This window comes from Nesterenkonia sedimenti, from assembly GCF_012641515.1.
Lineage (GTDB): Bacteria > Actinomycetota > Actinomycetes > Actinomycetales > Micrococcaceae > Nesterenkonia > Nesterenkonia sedimenti.
In genome coordinates this window covers 43,811-66,801 of sequence record NZ_JABAHY010000013.1, presented here as the reverse complement: position 1 = coordinate 66,801, position 22,991 = coordinate 43,811, and the positions used below count along the sequence as shown (strand labels likewise).

Here is a 22,991-nt window from a genome sequence, read left to right as displayed (position 1 = left end):
CGACAACACAGCGGCAGAGGTCTCTCACCCCCACTCGATCCAACAGCGCCTCGTGGCGCACGACACGCTTTGCACAACGTCTGGAGGTTCTCCCCAGTGGTTACCCCACCGGTTTCGAATGACTGCTTGTGGTCAATCTCTGCCGCCCACCCGGGTTCGGTGCACCCGGTGGTCTGGCACTGGCCATCACGAATCAGGATCGCATTGCGCTGGTGGTCGCGGGCTGTGCGTGATTCGTAAGTCTTAGTGAGCAGGTTCTGGGCCTCGGGGTCAGTTTTGCTGACCCACTGATCAAAATCGTCAGCGCGGGTGGAGGCCGGCGAGGTTCGAGCCTTGGTCACGGTGACGACTTCACCAACACCAGTGGACGTCTCAGCAGCAGCCCCTGAACTGGTCTCCTTGTTCACCCCGACGGCATACCAGTCATGCTTCACAGTGGTATCCGCAGCAATGGCACGGGCCTCCGAGGCGGGCAGCATCCAGGTACGGTCCCAGCTGATGGCGGGATCATCAGATTCCCCGATGATCGTCTGAACGGGGATGAGGATGCCGATCTTGGCAGCACCAGTTCCTGTGGGTCCGGTGGTGGGGTCTGTAGCGAGTGGGGTTTCAGCGCTAGCAGTTGCGTCAGCGGTATCGCCCACAGCCCTGGGCAGAGGTAGCTGGCTGTCCTGCGAATCCGCGCCTCTGAGAGTGGTGGTGGTATTTGCGGAGGTTGATGCGGAACCATCCTGCAGTCCATTAGTGAGGGCGTTGGTGAAGATATCTGCCATCCGCTGCGGCTGAGTCCGCTCCACAGGGGTGCCAGCTTCACCACCCTGGCTGACTGTTTTGCGGGGTGTGTTGCGCGCCTTGGCCAGCAGCATCTGCTGGATCCGATCCGCGGCAAGCGTGGAGATCAGACCGTGGACCCGAGTAGTGCCATCATCGAGATGCTTGAAGGCAATATAGTGCTTCTCTTTGCCGCGCTCGTAGCGATCCTGGTGGGCCTTAACATCCAGCTGCGGGACACGCTGTTTCAGCCAGTTATCCAGCTCCTCGGAATTCAGCTCACGCGCTTTAGTGGTGAGTTCCCCGTCGAGTTTCTCCATCAGCTCCGGCCGGTGCTGAATCCCTTCAATAGAGCGGTTGATCTTCTGAAGTGAGGCCAGGTCCGTTTTACCCAGCTGATACAGGCCATAGGTCTCAGGAAGTTTCTCAGAAAGCTTCTCCACACTGCCCATCAGTCGACGAGCTTCAGGAACCGGGACACCTAGCGCTTCGGCGCATTCCTGGTAGATCTCTTTGATCTGCGCATTCTTCCGGAACGTATGGCTCTCTTTGATCTCTGCCACACGGTGCTTCTTATAAGCCAGCAGGCGAGAAACAGCCTCCGCCTGCTCCTGCCGTGAACGCTGGTAATGCTTACGGGCAGCCTCGAGCTCCGAGTGCACCTCAGGAGTCGATAGTTTCTTGCCCATGTCCCAAGTGTAGTAGAAAACACGTTCGATTACAATAGTTCAGAGAAGAAAACTGCGAAATTTTACTGGCCATGGTGGCGCAAAGGGAGTGGATCAATGGCTGTCAGAGGTGTCCACTAACCACCCTCCTCGATGCCCAGATCAAAGAAGTGGACCGGCCGAATCAGGAGAGAGTTTCCCAGCCAATGATCGTTCGTTGATTGGAAGAAGGGGTGGCAGGAGAGTCGGTGATTCCAGAAGTCATCCTGGGTAGAGACTGCAGGTCTTATGGGAGAGACCCAAAGTGGGGTCCGTCGTCGGACTCGGCAAGGTCCAGTACAGGGGTTCTACTGCTTCCGTTCAGCGCATAGCATGGATCCATGGAGCATCATGCGGCGATTGTTGGGTCAGGACTGAACGGACTGGTAGCCGCATGCCAACTCGCCAGAGCGGGATGGAAGGTCACTGTCTACGAGTCCAGTGACACCCCAGGGGGAGCAGGACAGTCTGCCGAGCTCTTCGGAACGGGGCTGATCAGCGACCTCGGCGCCAGTGTCCACCCACTCAGTGCCGCATCCCCGGCGTATGATGCCCTGCTGCCGGAAGACGCGTTCTCCTGGGAGCATCCGGGGGTTCCTGCCGCTCACGCATGGGGAGAACATGGCGACGGCACAGGCGAGCCAGTTCTCCTCCACAATTCCCTTGAGAAGACTGCCGAAGGGCTCGGGGAGGACGCCTCCCTCTGGAAGCTGATCTTCGGTCCCCTCACCAACAATTGGGAGGAGGTGCGCCAAGCCGTCTTCACCCCGCCCAGCCGACCGTTCAGCCGGTTGCCCACCCCCACCCGGGTGGCGAACCTGGCCCTCCGGGCGGCCGCGTTCATGCAGATCGGTGGCACAGGCATCGCACCGGCCAGTCAGCTGACCAGGGCATTCAAAACTCAAGAAGCTCGAGCACTGTTCACAGGTCTCGCGGCCCATTCCACCGGACCTCTCAACCAGCCACTGACATCAGCCTTCGGCGTCATTCTCGCCACCGCGGCCCACACAGTCGGGTGGCCGGTGGTCCGTGGCGGAACCCAGCGCATCACCGACGCTCTGCTGGCTGAACTCGACCGCCTCGGCGGTCAGGTGGTCACCGGTTTCCGGGTCGAAGGCATCAAAGACTCACCCCTGCCGGGTCTGCGATTCGGCATTCGCAAGAACCTCAAGCGCCGCGGCTACCGGATTGAGGGAACCCGTGCAGATGAGCGCGGTCGTGTCCGCAGGACAGGGGAGGAGGTGGCCGACGTCGTCGTTCTCAATCTCACTCCCAAGCAGGTACTCAAGTTGCGGGGGTTGCGGTTGGGTGAGCGAACCGAACGGCGCATGCGGCATTGGGATTACGGGCCCGGGACCGTGAAGATCGATTACCTCGTTGACGGGCCGATCCCGTGGAGCAGCCCCCAGTTGGCCGAGGCCGGTACCGTTCATCTTGGTGGAAGCGCCGCCCAGATCACCGCCAGTGAGGCCGCCGTCAATAAGGGTGTGCTGCCCGGTCGGCCCTATGTTCTGTTGGCTCAGCCCAGTGCGGCAGACAGCAGCCGGACTCCTGATCACCGTACGGTGAGCTGGGCCTATGCGCATGTGCCCAATGGGCTCGACGACGCCGGCACCCAGCGAACGGTCAAAATGATCGAGGATGAGATCTCCCGCTACGCGCCCGAATTCCGGGATGCGGTACTGGAGCGGAGGGTCTGGGGTCCCAATGAACTGGAGGAGTGGAACGCCAACCTCATCGGCGGCAGTCTCACTGCGGGGCTCGGCACGCTCGGGCAGACCTTCGCCGGGCCGGCCAGCGCGAGGCAGCCCTACACCACAGGGATCGACGGGGTGTACATGTGCTCGGCCTCAACCCCGCCGGGCGGAGGGGCCCACGGAATGTCCGGCTATAACGCTGCGCACGCCATCCTGAAGGACACCGAGATCCACTAGGGGTTCAGGCGCTGGCTTACGGACCCACCAGCGGGACCAACTCAGAACCCGGAGATTGCCAGGAAGCCGGCTACTACCAGCATGGTGATGCCGACGACGACGTCGATGATCTGCCAGGTGCGCGGCTTGTTCAGCAGCTTCGCCAGGGCGGCGGAGCCGCCGGAGAGCAGCGTCAGCCAGATCACCGAGGCCAGAACCGCGCCACCGGCGAACCACCATTTATCCGGCCCGAAGCTGTTGGCCATAGTGCCCAGCACCACCAGGGAGTCCACCCAGGCATGCGGGTTCAGAATGCTCAGAGTCAGCCCGGTGGCCGCCACAGTCGAGATCTTCGAAACGCTGGTGACCTGGACCTTCTGGCGGGTTGTCGTCGTCGTCGGGCCTTCTCCTTCTTTGGGCACCACCGGAATCGAGGAGGTCATGGCCACGTGCAGGGTTTCGGCGGTCTCGGCCTCTTTCTCGAGGTTGACCTCCTTGACCTTGAAGGCCGAGCGGAAGGAGCGGTAGGCGAACCAGGTCAGATAGGCCACACCGATCCAGCGGATGGCATCCAGCAGCCAGGGCGCGTAGTCCAGCAGTGCTCCCACGCCTGCGGTTCCGGCGATGATCAGCAGGACATCGCCGATTAGGCAGCAGGTGGCGGCCAGGGCAACACGGTCGCGGCGCAGGCCCTGGCGCAGAAGCCAGGCAGCCTGCGGCCCAATGGCCACGATCAACGCCATAGTCGTCAGGAGTCCAGTCAGGAGCACGGTCAGCATGCCCTCAATTCTGCGGATTTCGGCCCATCCGTTCCAGCGCAAAATCCTTCACTGTCTGAAGGATTGCTTCAGATACACTTTCTGAAGAGTCACAGCCCCGGGGATCACACCCCGGAGGCCGACCCCAGAAAGCGAGCCGATGTGAACACTGACCATCTGCGGGCCTTCGTCCTGGCGGTGGATGAAGGAACCTTCGACGCCGCTGCCGACCTCCTGCGTATCTCGGGTTCGGCATTCTCCCAACGCATCAAAGCCTTGGAGAAAGAGGTCGGCCAGGTCCTGCTGACCCGCACCATCCCGGTCAAACCCACTGCCTCCGGGGAGGAGCTGCTGCGCATCGCCCGGCAGACCATACTGTTGGAAGATGAAGCGCGCCGAAGTCTCGGCTTCCGCGGGTCATCGCCCAACTACCGGCCGACCATCACGCTCTCGGTCGCGGTTAACGCCGACTCCCTGGCCAGCTGGTTCATCCGGGTTCTGCAGGAAGCCGCAACCTGGGACCATGTGGAGATCCACGCCCATGCCGAGGATCAGGAGCACACGCACGAACTGCTGCGCAATGGCACCGTGACCGCCGCGGTGACCGAAAGCCCCGTGCCGGTCTCCGGCTGCCGGTCTGAACCCTTGGGAATCATCCGCTATTGGCCGGTGGCCAGTTCCGAACTGCTGGACCGCCACCGGGGCGAGACCGGGGAGGTGGATTGGGCGCAGGTGCCGCAGATCGATTTCAGCATCCGGGACAACACGCAGCGCACAGCCCTGCAGCGCCTGGGCGTGAGCACCCCCGCTGTCACCCACCTGTTGCCCTCGGTGCAGGCCTATAACTCCGCGGTCGGCTTCGGCCTGGGCTGGGGGATGATCCCCGAATCGATGCTGCCAGCCGGCGTGCTCGAGGGTCAACATCGGGATCTGGTCATTATTGAGGAGATCGGGCCTGAGGATGTCCCGCTGCACTGGCAGCATTGGACTACGACGACGCCAGCCCTGGACCGTCTTACCGAAGCCGTCAAGCGGGCAGCGGCCCATCTCGGCTGAACCCCGTGTGACCCCCAGCAGGACGCGACGGCGAGAACACGCCCGCAGGATTCTTCAAATTTGAAGGAATGATGTTGGCTCCGGGCTGGTTATGACAAGCATGAGCAGCCAGCGCATCAGCACCGAGAAGCACACAGACCAGTTCGAGTTCGGCATCCACACATTCGGCGATGTCACCAAAACTCCAGACGGCGAACGTGAACTCTCCCAGCCGGAGGTTCTGCGCAATGTGGTCGAGGAGGCGAAGCTGGCAGATCAGGTCGGCATCGACGTAGTCGGTATTGGTGAACACCACCGGCCGGACTACGCCATCTCCGCCCCCGATGTGGTCCTCGGCGCCATCGGCGCCGCCACCGAGCGCATCAAACTGATCTCCGCGGTCACCGTGCTCAGCTCCGATGATCCGGTGCGGGTCTACCAGCGCTTCGCCACCATCGACGGACTCACCGGCGGCCGTGCTGAGGTCTCCCTGGGCCGCGGCAGCTTCATTGAGTCCTACCCTCTGTTCGGCTACGACCTCTCTGACTACGAGACGCTCTTCGAGGAGAAGGTCGACCTCTTTGTGAAACTCCGCAGCGAAGGCAAGGTCACGTGGAATGGACAGACCCGCGCAGGCCTGAGCCAGCAGGAAATCTTCCCCAAGACTGACCACGACAATGGCCTGCCCACCTGGATCGCCGTGGGCGGCACGCCGAACTCCGTGGTCCGCGCTGCCCGCCATGGTGTGGGGCTGGAGCTGGCCATCATCGGCGGTGCGCCTCAGCGGTTTGCCCCCTTCGTGGACCTCTACTACCGGGCCCTGGAAGAGTTCGGCCAGTCCCCGGACCTGCGGGTGGCCAGCCACTCCCACGGCTTCGTGGCCGATACCGATGAGAAGGCTCAAGAGATCTTCTACCCCTCCTGGGCGGAGTCTATGTACAAGCTCGGTCAGGAACGCGGCTGGGGCAATGGCTACCCCTCGCGTGAGCAGTTCGAACAAGAGATCACCCACGGTGCGCTGTTCGTCGGCTCCCCGGAGACTGTGGCGGAGAAGATTGTCCGCACTCAGAAGGCCCTGCGGATCTCTCGCTTTGGCCTGAAGTACGGCAACGGCTCCCTGGCTCATGAGCACATGATGGAAGCCATCGAACTCTACGGCAGCAAGGTCAAACCCCTGGTCCTGGAGCGCCTGGGCGAGGGTTCGCAGAGTGAGGATTCGCCGAGTGAGGGTTCAGAAAACTCCTAGTCACTGCCTCTAGTCTGGAGGCATGTCTGAGCAGAACCAGGGGCAGGAGTCCGTCACCGATGGTGAGCACTCGCCGGACGTCCACGGGGAGGATGCGGTTCAGGACGGCGAGGGCAAATGGAGCGACGACGCCGAACACCTCACCATCGCCATCTACTCCGACCCCGGACGCACTTCCATGTGGGTGCGTCGCCTGCTCAAAGAGGAGGCCGAGGGCTGGAGCCGTGGCGCAGACATCATCCTTAAGCAGGAGCTGATCCCGCTGCGCCCTGATGAAACCCTCGACCTCGATGCGGTCCAGAAGTGGGCGCAGGAGGACGAGGCGGACATCACCCTGGTGATCACTGAGATCCCCCGGATGGCCGGGCGCAGCCCCAAACGTGCGGAGCTGCACTTCGCCGACCGGCTCGGAATCGTCTCCCTGCCCACCCTGGGGCCGGTGTTCATGCGCCGCTGCCTGCGCAGGGAACTGCGCCGCTGTGTGGACGCGCTGGTCTACGACTCCGTGGATGAGGCCCGCCAGAAGGGTGGATTCACCTCCCGGGTGGAGGACCAGGAAGGCCACGAGACGGTCTACACCACCCCGTCACGTTTCTTCCCCGCTCGGCTCTGGACCACCCTGGGCATGGTGGTCGCCAACGAGCCGCTGTGGTCCCTACGCAAACTCAGCGGTGTCTTCTCCGCAGCTGCGGCTACCGGCGCCTTCGGCATCTTCTTCACCACAATCTGGGAGATGGCCACTTTCCTGCCCGCCTGGCGCCTGGCGGCGATCAGCGTCATCGCCATCACCATCATGGTGCTGTGGCTGATCCTGGCCAACCGGCTCTGGGATCGGCCTAAGGAGGTCGGTGGCCGGCGTGAGGCCTTTATGTACAACGCCTCAACTCTGGCCAGCCTCACCGTGAGTGTGGGTCTGGTCTACATCGGCCTCTTCTGCACCATCATCGGGATGGGCTTGATGCTGATCAGCCCCGACTTCATGAGTCAGACAGTGGGGGAGGGCGAGTTCTACAACTATGTGGAGATCGCCTGGCTCTCGGCCTCGATGGGTACAGTGGCCGGAGCAATCGGTTCAAATTTCGACGATGACGCCGACCTCAAGAAGCTCACCCAGGGTTCACGCGAATTCCAGCGTTACCCCCGGGATTCCGAACAGCGCTGAGTACCCCGCAGGAGCATATCGATGGGCAATGTCCGTGAAGCAGTGGATTCGGGCACCTGGAGCCTGCCTCAATGGGCTGACCAGCCACCCGATCCTGACCTCACCGGTGCCTCATTCCTGCTGATCAGCTACGGGGACTCCGAAGCCGAAGCGGTGGTTCAGCAATGGGAAGCGGGACTCCGCCGAACCGATCTCGACCCTCCAGTGCTCAGATTCCACGCTTCAGCCTTCGATCGCGATCAGCTTGCCGATAAGCTCGCCGAAGCCCGCTGCGGGGTTCGGCTGATGATCGCCGGCGGACAGTACGACGTCCTCCAAGCCATGGCTACAGCAAGAGCCCTCGGCTTAGAAACCGGGGAGATCACCAGATACGCCACCGCCTATGAGGACCTCCCACTGTTCTGCCCACACTGCCAGACAACCTCGAGGGCCTATGCCGAAGTCTTCGACTGGACAGACTGCACCGGCTGCCACCGGGTGCTGACCATCAAACCCCATTACTCCTCACAGCGCGGCAGCTTCCTGGGCGTCGATACCCGATGACTGACCAGCGCAGACTCCGCGTGACCGAGGTCCGCAGCCTCTGCCCCGAGATCAGGCAGATCACCCTCGAACCCCTCGAAGGCACTGCCCTGATGGGTTTCCAGCCCGGCAGCCACCTCATCCTCCACGCAGGGGAGCACCGCAACGCCTATTCCCTGACCGGCGACGGCATCATGCCCAGTCGGTACACCGTTTCAGTGCTCAAAAGAAACGACGACGGCGGCTCCGCCTGGCTGCACCAGCATCTGGCACCTGGCTCGGAGATCACCGCCGAGGGCCCGGTTTCGATGTTCGCCCCGGTGCATAATCAGCAGCATGCCCTGCTGGTGGCCGGCGGGATCGGCATCACCCCCGTGCTCTCCCATGCTTCGGCCCTGGCGGCCCTGCAGAAGAGTGCCGAGGTGATCTACGCGTATAAGCCACACCGGGCAGCCCATGTCGACCAGCTCCGCGAGATCTGTCACTCCGCCGGCTTTCGACTCACGGAGGTGACCTCGGCGGGGAACTGCCGGAAGGCTCTGCGAGACAGGATGAGCGATCAGCCGGTGGGCAGCCACGCCTATGTCTGCGGGCCGATGAGCATGCTCGAGAGTTTCCTGGAGATCGGCGCCGCAGCGGGCTGGCCGGAGTACCGGCTGCATCTGGAACGCTTTGAGGCCCCGGAGCTGGACCCGGGGGAGGAGTTTGCCCTGCGGGTCAGCGGGAGCCCGGAGGACCTGAGGGTCCCCGTCGGAGTCAGCATTCTGGAGACCCTGGAGTCAGCCGGTTACTCCGTTCCGAATATGTGCCGCCAGGGGGTGTGCGGCCAATGTCAGATCAGCGTCCGCAGTGCCGGCAGCCTCGAGCACCGGGATTACGTCCTGACTGAGGAGGAGAAGGCCGCCGGCGGTTCCCTGATGGTCTGTGTCTCCCGTGGCACTGATGTGGAGGTGGCGCTGTGACGAAGTTCAGTGAACGAGCCCAAGGGTTCCCCTGGCCCTTCGCCGAAGGGGAGACAGACTTCCGGTATTCGGTGAATGTGGAACCGGCCAGGGTCCGCAGAACCACTGCGACCGGCGGTTGGGGAGAGCATCTTGTGGACCTCGGCGGCAGTGACTACACCCAGCTGATGCAACAGCGCCGTGAGGTGATTGCTGCCCACCCTGAGCGACGGCGGGTTCTGCCCGGTATGGAGATGGCCTGCTGGGATCTGCTGCTCTACTACTTGCGGGATATGGCAGCCGCCTACCCCGAGTCCATGCACCTGGGGGAGGAGGGGAAGAACTTCCACTGGCGCAATGACCTCCTGGGCACTGACCAGGCGTTCACCTTCGGTCAGGAGGAGTCCCTGCCCACCGACCCCCTGACCTTTCTGGCCAGCGAAATCCCCGATGACCTCGTGCTGCTGACCGAGCGGGACGGAGAACTCTTCTTCGATGCCGGACTGGTGACCTTCGCAGCCTCCTGGAGTGTCTCCTTCAATGTGGGGATGTCGATGACCGAGATCCACGGGCCAGTGCCCCGGATGACTGCAGAAGGTATGACCCGGCGGGCTGAGATCTTCATGCGTCAGCTGCAGCCGGGTCAGGCCTACCGCCGGCTGAACTGGTCGACCTCCAAGCACCGCGGCGAGCGTCTGGACACCTCATTGGAGACCTACCGGGAGTGGGAGTCAGAGATCCCTCAACTGGTGGAGGAAGAGGACTGGGGAAGTCTGCAGCTTCGCAATGAACTTCAGCATTTCGTCCGCCTGCCCATGACCGGGACCGTGGCATTCGCAATCCGCACCTATATCCTGCCGCTGGCCGAGATCCGTGAGATCCCGGAATGGCGGGATCAGCTGGCCAGCATCCTCCGAGAACTTCCGGAGGATCTCGCCACCTATAAAGGGTTCGGTGATTTCCGGGAGGAGATCGTCGACTACCTCGCCCAGCCTGCTGACAGCATGGGCTAGGCAGTCCAGTCGGCCCAGTCAGACTGCTCGGGCTGGGGCCGAGGGCACGGCGTCGAGGAAACGCAGCTGCTCGGAGAGCTTGGTCAGCGCCGCGGTGACTGCATCCACGCGGTTCTTCCGCACCAGCAGCAGCACACTGCCGCCGAAGCCGCCACCGATCAGTCGGGCACCAGTGGCACCTGCTGAGAGCGCTGTCTCCACCATTCGGTCGGCCACCTCGAAGCTGACCTCGGCGTAGTCGCGCATTGAGGTGTGCCCGCCGGCCATGAGGTCACCGATCATCTCGGCTGTATCGTCCACGCCGTGGGCCTCGCCGAAGAGGAGTTTGTGGATCTTCTCGCTGCGCAGCATCTCGGTCAGCGCATGTTTCAGCCGCCGGCGGCAGGCGCCGGCATCGTGACCACCGAGATCGCCGCCTTCATCCACGAGGCGGTCGAACTCCTCCAAGGTCAGTTCCACATTGGGTTTCTTCGGCTTCTCCGGGAGAGCCTCACGCAGCTGCTTCACGCCGAGGAGTGCCGCAGCGGCCTCGGACTCAGCCCTTCGGGCGGCGAAGCGACCATCGGCCAGCTCATGGGGCTGGCCGGTCTCCACGGCGATGAACCGGTAGTCGCGCAGCAGGAAGGAGATATCGCTGCGCTTTACTGTGAAGTCCCGGCAGTCCAGGGAGACCAGTTTCCCCGCAGCGCCACGCAGGGAGGCAGTCTGGTCCAACCCGCCGGTGCCGGCGCCCACGTACTCGGTCTCCGCCCGGATGCACACCTGCGCCAGAACGGCGCGCAGCTCATCAGTCAGCGCCCGGGTGAAGTCCTCCCCGCCGTGCTCCTCGCCCAGGGGCGAGCCGGTGCCCACAAGAGCCAGGGCAACCGCACATTCCAGGGAGGCCGAGGAGGAGAGCCCCGCACCGATGGGCAGGGTTGAACGGATCAGCACATCAGCGCCGAAACCGGAGCGCAGATGGAGTTCGTCATATTCGGGGTCACATTCCCGCAGGGACTGCAGCACACCCCAGACATAGGTGGTCCAGGAGGGGAAGTTGGCCTCGGCAGGGGAGCCGGCGTCGTCGTGGATTTCGATGATGCCGGAATCCAGCTGGGAGTCCAGGGTCCGGACCCGAAGCAGCCCGTCCTCACGGGCAGCAGCCGCCACATAGGTGCCGTGGCGCAGGGCCATGGGCAGACAGCGGCCGCCGTGGAAGTCGATATGTTCGCCGTTGAGGTTCGCCCGTCCCGGGGCGAACCACACCCCCTCAGCTTCCCGCTCAAACACCTGGGTAAACCGGGTGGCCAATGCTGCGGATAGCGATTCGGGGTCCCCGGGGCCCAGCCAGCGGGCGCAGTTGTCACGCATAGGCCCCAATTCTGCCACTCTCAGCCGGTGCTGTGCGCACAGCTGAATGATCACCCCTAGCCAGTGCGCTAAACCTATGGTGGGCTATAGGTGGAACCGACTGAGAGGAGCATCATCATGGCAGTAGACGTGAAGTACACCGCGGAGGCTCTGGCCACCGGCGGCGGCCGCGAGGGACAGGCCAAGACTAAGGATGGGGCACTGGATGTGACCCTGGCTCCGCCGAAGGAGCTCGGCGGCTCCGGTGAGGGTCTGAACCCCGAGCAGCTGTTCGCCACCGGGTGGGCTGCCTGCTTCCTGGGCGCAATGAAGAAGGTCGCCGGTGATGACTATGACACCACTGATGCTTCTATCGGTGTCAAGGTCGGCATCGGGGCCGACGACGACGGCGGCTTCGGCCTGGCAGCCACCATTGAGGTCGTCCTGCCGAACCTGGAGAAGGCACAGGCGGAGGAGCTGGCCAAGAAGGCTCACGACTTCTGCCCCTACTCCAAGGCCACCCGCGGCAACATCGATGTCGAGGTCAAGGTCGCCCAGGACTGAGGCCTGTAAACACTTCTGTGCCACATTTGCGGCCCCGCGTGCAGGGAACAGGTTTTAACCGCTGCGCGTGGGGCCTCATCTGCGTCGAACGTGATGTCTGACCCAGCCGGTAGGCTCTGAGGAAACAGATTCACTCGCCGGAGCTCTGAGGGGAGGTCGGATGATGGGCCTTGACGCGTTACGTCCGGGTCAGCGGATTCGCGGCTTGATGCCTGGCAAGAGTGTGACCCTGATCGGCCTCGAGCACATCGACGACTCCCTCGTGGAGATTTTCTACAAGGACGACGACGGTAACCGCGGCGAACGTGCCATCACTCCGGAGGAAGCCGAACAGCTTGAAGCAGTAGCGGATCCGGACACCGCGCCAGCATTTGACGCCGATCCAGACGAATTCCGTCTCGCCGCTGAGGCGCTGCGCATCAAGTATGCCGCGCTCTATGACCCGATGGCCGCAGTCAACAGCTCTGACGTTGACCCTCTGCCCCACCAGATCCGCGCAGTCTATGAGGAGCTGCTGCCCCGGGTTCCGCTGCGATTCCTGCTGGCTGATGATCCCGGTGCAGGGAAGACCATCATGGCCGGCTTGTACTTGAAGGAACTGATCTTGCGGTCGGACTGTGAACGGGCGATCGTGGTCGCCCCCGGTGGCCTGGTGGAGCAATGGCGGGAGGAGCTCTCCCAGAAGTTCGATCTGCACTTCGAGGTCTTCAATCGCCACATGGTCGATGCAGCACATGGCCGCAATGTCTTCGCCGAGCACCCGTATCTGATCGTCCGTATGGATCAGGTCTCCCGCAACGAGGATCTGCGCGAACAGCTTGGCGAGGTCTCCTGGGATGTGGCGATCGTGGACGAGGCACACCGAATGTCAGCCCACTACTCTTCCTGGGCAGGTGATGTTGAGGAGACCAAACGCTTCAAACTCGGCAAGCTGCTCTCTGAGACCGCACACAACTTCCTGCTGATGACCGCGACTCCCCACGCCGGCAAGGAAGAGGACTTTCAGCTTTTCATGTCACTGCTGGACCGTGACAGGTTCGCCGGCAAGTTCCGACACGGGATTCACCGCACCAATACTGATGGACTTATGCGTCGCATGGTCAAAGAGGACCTGCTGACCTTCGAAGGCAAGTCTCTCTTTCCCGAACGCCGTGCCTATACAGTCCACTATGACCTCAGCGACGCCGAGCGGGAGCTCTACGAAGAGGTCACCGACTATGTGCGTACTGAAATGGGCCGGGCTGAACGGATCGCCCAAGAGGGCGACAAGAAACGTGGCAACAATGTGGGATTCGCCCTCACCGTGCTTCAGAGGCGGTTGGCATCGAGCCCCGAGGCGATCCTGAAGTCATTGGAACGCCGCCAACACCGGCTTGAAGACCGACTGCGCGAGATGCAGCGACTCCACGAGACTGGCCGCTCCTACCCGCCACCGACACCCAGCCATCAGTTGCCGTCCTTCTCCGTTGAAGACTTCGAAGACCTCGATGAGGAAGCCACCGAGGAGGAGCGCGCTGAGTTCGAAGAACAGATGGACCAAGTGGTCGACCTCGCCACCGCAGCCCAGACCATTCCTGAGTTGCGCGCAGAGATCAGCATCCTCGAAGATCTGATTCGCACTGCACGCCGGGTCCGCCACCAGGACGAGGACAAGAAATGGGTAGAGCTGCGCGCCATCCTGGATGAGCAACTGTTGGTCCACAATGACTCCGGCAAGGCCCGCAAGATCATCATCTTCACCGAGCACCGCGACACCTTGGACTACCTACGCCAGAAAATCGCCGCACAACTCGGCCGGGCCGATGCAGTCCTGACCATCCACGGTGGAACACCCCGGGAGGAACGCAAAGCTGCCCGGGAGCACTTCACTCACAACCCTGATGCTGTGGTGCTGCTTGCCACCGACGCCGCCGGTGAGGGACTGAACCTGCAGCGAGCCCATCTGATGGTCAACTATGACCTGCCGTGGAATCCCAACAGGATCGAACAGCGCTTCGGGCGCATCCACCGAATTGGCCAGAGAGAGGTTTGTCACCTGTGGAACATGGTCGCCAAAGACACCCGCGAAGGTGACGTCTTTGCCCGACTTCTGACCAAGATCGCTGAGATGGACAAGGCGTACAACGGCAACCTCTTCAACGTACTCGGGGAGTCAGACGCATTCCAGGAACAGTCACTGCGCGACCTGCTGATCCAGGCCGTCCGGTATGGAGATCAGCCTGAGACCAAGGCCCAGCTGGAACGCATCATTGATACCAGCGTGGCCCACGGCCTCGAAGAGATGGTCGCGGAACGGGCACTGCACGCAGAGATGTTCAGCTCCATAGATCTGGAGGAAGTGCGTGCTCGCATGGAGAAGGCCCGTGAGCGGCGTCTTCAGCCGGGGTACATCGCTGCGTTTTTCATGTCCGCCTTCACCCGCCTGGGTGGCCGTATCCGCAGACGGGAACAGCACCGGTACCAGATCACCCAAGTTCCTCAACGAGTTGTCGATACTGCGCGTCGGCTCAACCGCTGGGCGCCGGTGGCCGAGAAGTACGAACGGGTCACCTTCGAACAGGCAGCCGTTCATCCGGAGGGCCAGCAACAGGCTGCGCTGATCGCCCCCGGACACCCGCTGCTTCAAGCAGCCATTGAGGCCACTATTGAGGACCTGGGCGAGGTCCTCAGACAGGGCACTGTTCTGGTGGACCGCCGCTCCAACCAGGCTGCGGCACCGGCACTGATGTTCAGTGTGGAGCAGCGCATCGAGCAGCCCGCCACTGATTCGCGCCCGGTCTCGCACCATTTCGACTACCCCGTCCTGGAGCAGGACGGTACGGTGACGGTTCCTTCAGCACCGCCATACCTGGACTTCGACAGGCCCGACGACGCCGAACAGCACCAAATCACGCAGATCATGGGCAACGATTGGATGCGACAGAACCATGAGAAGACCATCCGTTCCTGGGCTTACCGTGAGGGCCTGCAGCCGCGAATGGAAGAGCTGCGTATCCGAGTGGAAGCCGAGACTGCGCGCACCCGTGAGCAGGTCAACCAGAGGCTCCTGGCAGAGATCAACTACTGGGACCGCGAATCCATGCGACTCGAAACCCAGGAACGTGACGGCAACATCGGGCGAATTCGTGCCGAGACGGCACGCAAGCGAGCACAAGACCTGGAGGACCGGCTTAACAGGCGCCTTGAAGAGCTCGACGCCGCCACTCATCTGGTTGCCGCACCTGCGGTGATCCGCGGCTCGGCACTCATCGTCCCCAGTAACGTCATTGCTGCAGCGCACTCAGGAGAGGCGCAGACCTTCGCCCGCCACACCGAAGAGGTCGAACGTCGTGCTGTCGAGGCCGTTATGGCAGCAGAACGCGCACTGGGAAGACACCCGGAGGAGATGGCCCGGAACAACCCCGGCTACGACATCCGCTCCACCGATGCCAGTGGTCGGGTCCACTACATCGAGGTCAAAGGCCGCATCCAAGGTTCAGACACTTTCACGATCACGGCCAACGAGGTCACGTTCGCCCAGACCCAGGGTGAGCGCCACCGACTAGCGCTGGTGGAGGTCTCCGCTGACGGTCCCCAACATGACAGGCTCCGCTATGTACTGGACGCCTTCAACCACTTCGAGCCTGCGGCGACCACTCGTTCAATCAACGAGGAGTGGCAGGATTATTGGACCAAGGGAGGACCACCACAGTGACCACCTCCCCAACAGACCAGCACACCAGCAACGAAGGCAGGAACGTGACGACCACGCCGAAGAAGAAACTCATCGAGGTCTCGCTGCCTCTGGAGGCAATCAATTTCGCTGCGGCCCGAGAGAAGAAATCGATCCGCAAGGGTCTCCCGTTAATGGTGCATCTCTACTGGGCCCGACGACCGATTTCTGCAGCACGCGCGGTGCTCTTCGCCCAGCTGGTCGATGACCCCTCCGCCCGGCCTGAGGAGTTCCCCACTGAGGAAGCCCAGGACGCCGAGCGCGCTCGACTCCATGAGCTGATGGAGAAACTGGTGGTCTGGGAGAACAGCAACGATGAGAAGCTGCTGGCACAGGCGCGGGAGGAGATCCGCAAATCCAACAACGGTGAACTGCCCGCGGTTCTGGACCCCTTCGCCGGGGGCGGGGCCATCCCTCTGGAGGCGCAGCGCCTGGGGTTGGAAGCACACGCCAGTGATCTCAACCCTCTGGCGGTGCTGATCAACAAGGCGCTCATCGAGATTCCCCCGAAGTTTGCCGACCAACAGCCCATCCACCCCGGCTCACCGGATAAGGAGTCAAGCTCCTACCGGCGAGCCGAAGGGCTGGCCGAGGATGTGCGTTACTACGGTCAGTGGATGCGCGATGAAGCCCAGCGCCGCATCGGTCACCTTTATCCCAAGGTGAAGCACCCGGACGGTACCGAGCACACCGTGATTGCTTGGATCTGGGCCCGCACCGTGAAGAGTCCCAACCCTGCGAACCCCATTGAAGTCCCCCTCGTCCGTTCCTGGTGGCTCGGCAAAAAGAAGGGCAAGGAAGCTTGGATCGACGCCAAGGTCGTAGATGGCCAGGTTCGCTACGAGGTCAGACACGACGCCGAGGGGCCAAAGGGCGATGCGGATGGAACGATCGGGAGGAAAGGTGCCACATCGATTGCAGATGGCACACCGATTGACTACAACTACATTCGGTCAGAATCCCGCGCTGGGCGTATGGGAGCACAGCTTATGGCTGTCGTGGCTGAAGGGAACCGCGGCCGTCTCTATATTTCTCCGTCCACCGACCAACAGAATGTGGCAGAAGTCCCTGCCCCCGTTGACGTCCCAGATGGCGAAATTTTCGATTGGCCCGGGCGGATCAACGTCTATCGCTACGGCATGACGAGATGGCCTGATCTCTTCACAAATCGACAGCTGGTGGCGCTGACTACGTTCAGCGACCTCGTGCAGGAGGCTCGGGAACGCGCACTGAACGACGCACTCGCGGCTGGCCTGGACCATGGCGAACGCCTGGAGAACGGCGGCACTGAAGCCGAAGCCTACGCAGACGCTATCGCGACTTACATGGCGCTTGCGGTAAGTCGAGAAGCGAATTCTTCATCCTCAATTTGCGGATGGGACAGCAGCCTACAGAAAATTAGGAACGTTTTCTCCCGTCAGGCCATTCCAATGGTCTGGGACTACGCTGAAGCGAATGTTTTCTCAGGTCGCTCCGGCGGCTTCATTACACAGATTTCAGCCATGGCCGATGCTATAGATCGGCTTCCCGCTCAATGTTCCAGCCAAATTGATCAAGCTGACGCTTCGACTCGAGATTACCCCGGGGTGGTCGTCTCTACGGACCCTCCCTACTACGACAACATTGGGTATTCCGACCTATCAGATTTCTTTTACGTGTGGCTTCGCCACACGCTCCTCGAGATCCACTCCAAAACTGTCGGCACCATGCTCAGTCCAAAATCTGAGGAACTGGTCGCTAACCCTTACCGGCATGGCGGTAGAGCTGGCGCAGAGGAGTTCTTCATCGATGGGTTCAATCAGGTCTTTACGCGCATTCGCCACGGCGCCAACTTAGATGTTCCACTCACTGTCTATTACGCATATAAACAGCAGGACACTCGCGATGCTGGCACTTCCTCGACAGGATGGCACACACTGTTGGACGGGCTCATCGATTCAGGCTGGGAGATAACAGCAACCTGGCCTATGCGCACGGAAATGACAGGGCGTCTGATCGGCTCCAACGCGAATGCCCTGGCATCTTCAATCGTCTTGGCCTGTCGCCCGCGACCCGCGGGTGCGCCGAGCACTACGCGGCGAGCATTCGTCGGTGCTCTGAAAGCCGAACTCCCGAGTGCCCTTCGCACCCTGATTCAAGGCACCATCGCACCGGTCGACCTCGCACAGGCCGCCATCGGCCCCGGAATCTCGGTGTTCTCCCGGTACTCACGAGTCCGCGAGGCTGATGGCTCCGATATGAGTGTGAAGGACGCGTTGCAACTGATCAACGCCACCCTCGATGAGGTTATCGGGGACCATGAGTCGGACTTCGACCCCGATACTCGGTTCGCGGTGAAGTGGTACCGGCAGTACGGCTGGACACGGGAGAGTTCCGGCGTGGCCGACCAGCTCGCCCGCTCCTCAGACACCAACATTGGGGCCCTGGAGCGCGGCGGCATCTTCGAAGCCAAGGGCGGTAAGGCCCGCCTGCTGCCACCCTCAGAACTTGAAGGTGAATGGGATGCCACCACCGATGACCGCATCAGCGTCTGGGAAGCCACCGTGCGGCTGGCCGCCACACTGGCCAAAGACGGCTCCGACAAGGTAGCGGAGAGGTTGGTTAACGTCAGCGAAGCCGGTCTCAGCCTGGATGCGGTCAAAGAACTGGGCTTCTGGCTGTTCCATGAGGCAGAGAAGAAGAATCACACCCAGGACGCGATCCTCTTCAACGGGCTGGTCAGCTCCTGGGGCGACGTCACTGAGCAGGCCCAGCGTCTGGAAGCCCAGCGCCCCACATCTTCGCAGCCAACCTTCGACTTCGACGAGGATTGATATGTCATGAGCGGAGAGAACACAGAGCTGACGCCGCTGCAGAATGCAGTAGAGGCAGCTCAGAGCCTTGACGGCACGCTGTTTGATCGTGTCTCCACGCTCATTGACCAGACCCGCAGTGCCGTCGCTACTCAGGCGAACCTCCACCTGACTCTTATGCACTGGCACATCGGGCGGCTGATCGACGTCGAGCTCCTCCACGAGAATCGTGCGGGCTACGATCAAGAGATTGTCGCATCACTGGCACGACAATTGACAGACAAGTTCGGCCGCGGGTTTACGAGGGCGAACCTCTATCGGATGCTCCAGTTCTCGCAGGTGTACCCCGACCCCGAGATTGTCGCATCAATGGGGCGACAATTGAGCTGGACCCATTTCACCGTTCTCATCGCAGTGCCCAGCACGCAAGCTCGCGATTTCTATGCCCAACAGGCAATCTCCGGGAGACTCAGCGTTCGCGCTCTGCGAGACCTCATCGGCCGCCAGGGGTACGAGCGCAAAGAGATCGCCAACGTACAGACCGTCGGAAGCGCTGTCGTCCCCGCAGACACATTCCGCGATCCCTACTTTCTGGACTTCCTCGGACTCCCAGACGCCTATGCGGAGCAGGATCTCGAGGATGCCATTGCCCGGGACATGCAGAGCTTCTTGTTGGAAACAGGAGACGGCTGGGCGTTCGTTGCTCGGCAGAAGCGGATGCCCATCGGCAATGACGACTTTTACCTCGACCTCCTCTTCTTCTCTCGGCCGCTGAAACGGCTGATCGCGGTAGAGCTGAAGCTGGGTCACTTCAAAGCCAGCTACAAGGGCCAGATGGACCTGTACCTCAAATGGCTGAACCGGCACGAACGTCAACCGGGCGAAGAAACACCCTTGGGACTGATCCTGTGCACTGAAGCCAGCCGAGAGCAGATCGAGCTCCTGGAACTGCACAAGGACGGCATCATGGTGGCCGAGTACTGGACTGCGCTGCCTCCGAAGAAAGAGCTGCTGGAACGGATCACCCAGATCTATCACCAAGCACAAGAGCGCCTAGCTCGTACACAGATCACCACCGCACACGATGAGAGCAACGACTAAGTAGGGAACCACTATGGCGATCACCAACGCAGAACGCCTGTTCAAAGGCTTCAACCATCTCTCCGAGGGGCTCTATGACCTGGTCGATGAGGTGATGAGCAAGGCCTTCGGCGGTCCCGACTGGCCGGCAAAGTGGGCGCTGGAGATCGCCCAGCGCAAAGGCGGACGCGTCTTCGAGTTCGCCAAGGACGACGTCCAAGTCCAGCTACGGGCTATTACCGAGCAGGGCTACCACTTCAAGGACGTGCTCTCCCGTACCCATCAGGGCTACGCCCAGGAACTGCGCGACATGCGCAATGACCTCTTCCACGGGCAGGCGAAGAACATCCCCGGCGACGACACTGCCCGAGCCCTGGACACCATGGTGCGGCTGCTTTCAGCGGCCGACGCCGTCGACTCAGCACAAGACGTCAAGAAGCTGCGCGATGATCTCCAACGTGTGGTCTTCGAAGACCAAACCCGCAAACAGGTGAAGAAGACCCAGGTCTCCCTAGATCCGGGGGCTGGGCTGCAGCCCTGGCGTGAAGTGATCCAGCCCCATGACGACGTCGCCCGCGGTGAATTCACCGCCAGCGAGTTCGCCGCCGACCTGCACCTGGTCCGCACCGGAGAAGCCACCAGCCCCGAATACGGGGACCCGGTGGAGTTCTTCACCCGCACCTACCTCACCGAAGGTCTCCACGACCTGCTTTCCCGGGCGGTGCGCAGGCTCAGCGGCGATAAGAACGCCAGCCCCGTGGTGAACCTCCAGACCAACTTCGGCGGCGGCAAGACCCACTCCATGCTGGCGCTGTACCACCTGTTCAGCGGCACTCCCGCGCACAAGCTCCCTCAGGAAGTCCAAGACCTGGTGGACTCCGTCGGTTCGCCTGACCTCACCAGCCTGGGAGTCAAGCGGGTCGCACTGGTGGGCACCTATCTCCAGGCCGGGTCACCCACCGTCAAGGAGGACGGCACCGAGGTCCGCACGCTCTGGGGTGAGTTGGCCTGGCAGCTCGGTGGCCGGGAGGCCTATGACATCATCGCCCAGCATGATCAGGCTGGCACCAACCCTGGGGAGGCCCTGCGCACCCTGCTGCAGCACTATGGCCCGGCGCTGATCCTGATCGATGAGTGGGTCGCCTACGCCCGGCAGCTGGTGGGGGACAAGGTACTGCCGGCCGGCAGCTTCGAGACCCAGTTCACCTTCGCCCAGTCGCTGACTGAGATTGTGCGCTCCATCCCCGGGGCCATGCTGGTGGTCTCCATTCCAGCCTCGGATACCGGATCAGCAGGGGCTGGGGCTGATATCGAGGTCGGCGGCAACAACGGCCAGATGGCTCTGGATCGGCTGCAGAATGTGATCCGCCGGGTGGCAGATCAGTGGCGCCCCTCCAGCAAGGATGAGTCTTTCGAGATTGTGCGGCGTCGTCTGTTTCAGGATGTAGGCGGGGAGGGTTTGAAGAAGATCGCCACGACTGCTCGGGCCTTCACCACTATGTACCGGAATAACACCGCACTGTTCCCGCGGGCGGCGGCTTCGCCGAATGATGAGTACGAGAAGCGTATTCGTGCCTCTTATCCCATTCATCCTGAGTTGCTGGATCGACTCTACGAGGACTGGTCTGCATTGGAGCGATTCCAACGGACTCGTGGTGTGTTGAAGCTGGTCTCATCCATCGTGCACGAACTGTGGAAGTCCAACGACACCTCACCGTTGATCCTGCCCGGCAATGTCCCGCTGGACACCACCACGGTGAATACCGACCTGACCCAGTACCTTGAGGACCAGTGGAAGCCGATCATTGACTCTGACATCGATGGCCCGTCCTCCACTGCCCAGCAGATTGACCTGGCTCGCCCGACCCTGGGGCAGCGGTTCATCACCCAGCGGCTGGCCCGCACCATTTTCATGGGGGCCGCACCCCGGGTGAAGAGCACACGCAAAGGCCTGGACAAGCAGTACCTCTGGCTGGGCACCGCTGCCCCTGGCGACACTTTGGGCAATTTCGGGGCGGCCCTGGACCAGCTGGCACAGCGGTCCACCTACTTCTACGAAGAACAGGGCCACTACTGGTTCGACACCCAGCCCTCGGTGGCCAAGACCGCCCGGGACTACGCCGAGCGGCTGCGCGAAGACGAGGAAACCGTGTGGAACGAAATCGCCGCCCGCCTCCGGGCAGAAGAACGCACCCGCGGGCACTTCGACCGGGTACACATCGCCCCTGACTCCAGCGCGGACATCCCCGACCTGGAGGACACCCGCCTGGTCATCGTCCACCCCCGCTACTCCCGACGGAAACAAGACGGCGCAGACTCAGAGGCCCACCAGTGGGTCCGCAACGCGGTGGAGACCAAAGGAGCCAGCCAGCGCACCCACCGCAACACCCTCGTCTTCCTGCTGGCCGACACCAACAACCTCGAAGGCCTGGAAGCGGTCACTCGCACGTACCTGGGGTGGAAGAAGGTCCAGGCCAGCAGCGAGGGTTTGAACCTCTCAGCCCAACAGAACCGGCAAGCTACCGAGCAGGTCACCAACCTGGACCAGACCGTCAACGACAAGATCCGCGAAACCTACGTGTGGGCGCTCTACCCGGAACAGCACGACCCCACCAGACCCTTCGAGACCAACGCTGACCGGGTACCCGACTCCGGAGGGCGTGCACTGTCCGAACGTGTTAGTGCGAAATTGGCCCGTGAAGATCTCCTGGTCACCGAATTCGGCGCTGAGATCCTCGGAGCAACGCTGCACCAGGAGTTGTCAAACATCTGGAACCAAACTGCTGAGCTGGCCGTTGGTGAACTGTGGGCCTATTTCACTCGCTATATTTACATGCCTCGATTGGTGCGTCGGGAAGTTCTCGACGCTGCTGTCGAACGGGCTCTCGGTACGATCCTCGTAGATAGTGAACGCTTTGCTATTGCGACAAGCAAAGACCCTGATACCGGTCGATACCAGGGTCTAATTGTTCCTCCAGTGAGTGATAGCTCCACTATTCAGGTCACGGATAGCACCCTTCTAGTCGACTACTCGCGTGCCCAACGTCAAGCTGAAGGTGACCGCCTACAAAGCACCATTGATGAGCTTCCAGGCGCCACTGAAACGCCTGCCGTATCCCGAGTCGACACTGGACAGGCGACTCCATCTCTCGCAGTCAAAGCCCCCGAAACAGATACCAAACCTCGCAGGTTCTTCGGTTCAGTTACAGTCTCGTCCGATCGCTACGCACGGGATATCAGCAACGTGACTCGCGAAATCATCGATCGTCTGGCCGGCGCCGAGGCTGGACTCGAGATCACAATAGACATTCAAGCTTGCAAGCAAGCTGGCTTCGAGGAGTCCGAGGTCCGAACCATCAGCGAGAACGCTCGCACCCTCAAATTCGACCCCAACAACACTGGCTTCGAACAGCACTGAGGGGTCTCAAAATGTGTTCAGATACGGG

The 22,991-nt window shown here is 61.9% G+C and carries 15 protein-coding genes; 12 read left to right on the top strand and 3 right to left on the bottom strand.

What is annotated here, in order from left to right; all coding sequences use genetic code 11:
- On the bottom strand, positions 1-1,460 hold a 1,460-nt coding region (locus HGQ17_RS12140), incomplete at its 3' end, for an HNH endonuclease signature motif containing protein (RefSeq protein WP_168888209.1).
- Between the two features lie 359 nt (positions 1,461-1,819).
- On the opposite strand from HGQ17_RS12140, the gene HGQ17_RS12135 reads away from it, so the two are divergent.
- Positions 1,820-3,412 carry a phytoene desaturase family protein gene (locus HGQ17_RS12135; RefSeq protein WP_168888208.1) on the top strand — a complete coding sequence of 531 codons (1,593 nt, stop codon included), beginning with the start codon at positions 1,820-1,822 and terminating at the stop codon, positions 3,410-3,412.
- Positions 3,413-3,453: 41 nt separating this feature from the next.
- Here HGQ17_RS12135 and HGQ17_RS12130 read toward each other — a convergent pair whose 3' ends face one another.
- Entirely contained in the window at positions 3,454-4,170 is a 717-nt protein-coding gene (locus HGQ17_RS12130; protein ID WP_168888207.1) for a LysE/ArgO family amino acid transporter, read from the bottom strand.
- A 141-nt stretch (positions 4,171-4,311) separates the two neighbouring features.
- Here HGQ17_RS12130 and HGQ17_RS12125 point away from each other — a divergent pair, with 141 nt between their 5' ends.
- The 6 genes from HGQ17_RS12125 to HGQ17_RS12100 all read left to right on the top strand — a co-directional run bounded on the left by HGQ17_RS12125 (position 4,312) and on the right by HGQ17_RS12100 (position 10,068).
- Positions 4,312-5,205 carry an ArgP/LysG family DNA-binding transcriptional regulator gene (locus tag HGQ17_RS12125; RefSeq protein WP_168888206.1) on the top strand — a complete coding sequence of 298 codons (894 nt, stop codon included), beginning with the start codon at positions 4,312-4,314 and terminating at the stop codon, positions 5,203-5,205.
- Positions 5,206-5,305: 100 nt separating this feature from the next.
- Positions 5,306-6,430, top strand: a complete 1,125-nt coding sequence (locus HGQ17_RS12120) for an LLM class flavin-dependent oxidoreductase (RefSeq protein ID WP_168888205.1) — start codon at positions 5,306-5,308, stop codon at positions 6,428-6,430.
- Positions 6,431-6,452: 22 nt separating this feature from the next.
- On the top strand, positions 6,453-7,592 hold the full coding sequence (locus HGQ17_RS12115; protein WP_168888204.1) for a hypothetical protein: 1,140 nt from the start codon (positions 6,453-6,455) through the stop codon (positions 7,590-7,592).
- Positions 7,593-7,613: 21 nt separating this feature from the next.
- Positions 7,614-8,135, top strand: coding sequence for a dimethylamine monooxygenase subunit DmmA family protein (locus HGQ17_RS12110; RefSeq protein WP_168888203.1), 522 nt, complete (start codon positions 7,614-7,616; stop codon positions 8,133-8,135).
- On the top strand, positions 8,132-9,076 hold the full coding sequence (locus HGQ17_RS12105; RefSeq protein WP_168888202.1) for a PDR/VanB family oxidoreductase: 945 nt from the start codon (positions 8,132-8,134) through the stop codon (positions 9,074-9,076). Before HGQ17_RS12110 ends, HGQ17_RS12105 begins: the two co-directional genes overlap by 4 nt.
- Positions 9,073-10,068 carry a heme-dependent oxidative N-demethylase family protein gene (locus HGQ17_RS12100; protein WP_168888201.1) on the top strand — a complete coding sequence of 332 codons (996 nt, stop codon included), beginning with the start codon at positions 9,073-9,075 and terminating at the stop codon, positions 10,066-10,068. The genes HGQ17_RS12105 and HGQ17_RS12100 overlap by 4 nt, the downstream gene beginning before the upstream one ends.
- Before the next feature lie 18 nt (positions 10,069-10,086).
- On the opposite strand, the gene HGQ17_RS12095 is transcribed toward HGQ17_RS12100, so the two are convergent.
- On the bottom strand, positions 10,087-11,418 hold the full coding sequence (locus HGQ17_RS12095) for a galactokinase (protein WP_168888200.1): 1,332 nt from the start codon (positions 11,416-11,418) through the stop codon (positions 10,087-10,089).
- 117 nt (positions 11,419-11,535) lie between these two features.
- On the opposite strand from HGQ17_RS12095, the gene HGQ17_RS12090 reads away from it, so the two are divergent.
- The 5 genes from HGQ17_RS12090 to HGQ17_RS12070 all read left to right on the top strand — a co-directional run bounded on the left by HGQ17_RS12090 (position 11,536) and on the right by HGQ17_RS12070 (position 22,963).
- Positions 11,536-11,961, top strand: coding sequence for an organic hydroperoxide resistance protein (locus tag HGQ17_RS12090; protein WP_168888199.1), 426 nt, complete (start codon positions 11,536-11,538; stop codon positions 11,959-11,961).
- A gap of 208 nt (positions 11,962-12,169) precedes the next feature.
- Positions 12,170-15,655: a helicase-related protein gene (locus HGQ17_RS12085; RefSeq protein ID WP_229503531.1), complete on the top strand. Its 3,486-nt coding sequence runs from the start codon at positions 12,170-12,172 to the stop codon at positions 15,653-15,655.
- A 44-nt stretch (positions 15,656-15,699) separates the two neighbouring features.
- Positions 15,700-18,486, top strand: coding sequence for a DUF1156 domain-containing protein (locus HGQ17_RS12080; RefSeq protein WP_168888215.1), 2,787 nt, complete (start codon positions 15,700-15,702; stop codon positions 18,484-18,486).
- Between the two features lie 6 nt (positions 18,487-18,492).
- Positions 18,493-19,566: a PDDEXK nuclease domain-containing protein gene (locus HGQ17_RS12075; protein ID WP_168888197.1), complete on the top strand. Its 1,074-nt coding sequence runs from the start codon at positions 18,493-18,495 to the stop codon at positions 19,564-19,566.
- 13 nt (positions 19,567-19,579) lie between these two features.
- Positions 19,580-22,963: a DUF499 domain-containing protein gene (locus HGQ17_RS12070; protein WP_168888196.1), complete on the top strand. Its 3,384-nt coding sequence runs from the start codon at positions 19,580-19,582 to the stop codon at positions 22,961-22,963.
- Positions 22,964-22,991 lie beyond the last annotated feature (28 nt).

Excerpts from the sequence above, each read along its gene's own strand:
- HGQ17_RS12110 (WP_168888203.1), top strand. The coding sequence starts at position 7,614 with ATGGGCAATGTCCGTGAAGCAGTGGATTCGGGCACCTGGAGCCTGCCT.
- HGQ17_RS12085 (WP_229503531.1), top strand. The coding sequence starts at position 12,170 with ATGCCTGGCAAGAGTGTGACCCTGATCGGCCTCGAGCACATCGACGAC.
- HGQ17_RS12120 (WP_168888205.1), top strand. The coding sequence starts at position 5,306 with ATGAGCAGCCAGCGCATCAGCACCGAGAAGCACACAGACCAGTTCGAG.
- HGQ17_RS12070 (WP_168888196.1), top strand. The coding sequence starts at position 19,580 with ATGGCGATCACCAACGCAGAACGCCTGTTCAAAGGCTTCAACCATCTC.
- HGQ17_RS12115 (WP_168888204.1), top strand. The coding sequence starts at position 6,453 with ATGTCTGAGCAGAACCAGGGGCAGGAGTCCGTCACCGATGGTGAGCAC.
- HGQ17_RS12130 (WP_168888207.1), bottom strand. The coding sequence starts at position 4,170 with ATGCTGACCGTGCTCCTGACTGGACTCCTGACGACTATGGCGTTGATC.
- HGQ17_RS12095 (WP_168888200.1), bottom strand. The coding sequence starts at position 11,418 with ATGCGTGACAACTGCGCCCGCTGGCTGGGCCCCGGGGACCCCGAATCG.
- HGQ17_RS12090 (WP_168888199.1), top strand. The coding sequence starts at position 11,536 with ATGGCAGTAGACGTGAAGTACACCGCGGAGGCTCTGGCCACCGGCGGC.
- HGQ17_RS12075 (WP_168888197.1), top strand. The coding sequence starts at position 18,493 with ATGAGCGGAGAGAACACAGAGCTGACGCCGCTGCAGAATGCAGTAGAG.
- HGQ17_RS12135 (WP_168888208.1), top strand. The coding sequence starts at position 1,820 with ATGGAGCATCATGCGGCGATTGTTGGGTCAGGACTGAACGGACTGGTA.
- HGQ17_RS12105 (WP_168888202.1), top strand. The coding sequence starts at position 8,132 with ATGACTGACCAGCGCAGACTCCGCGTGACCGAGGTCCGCAGCCTCTGC.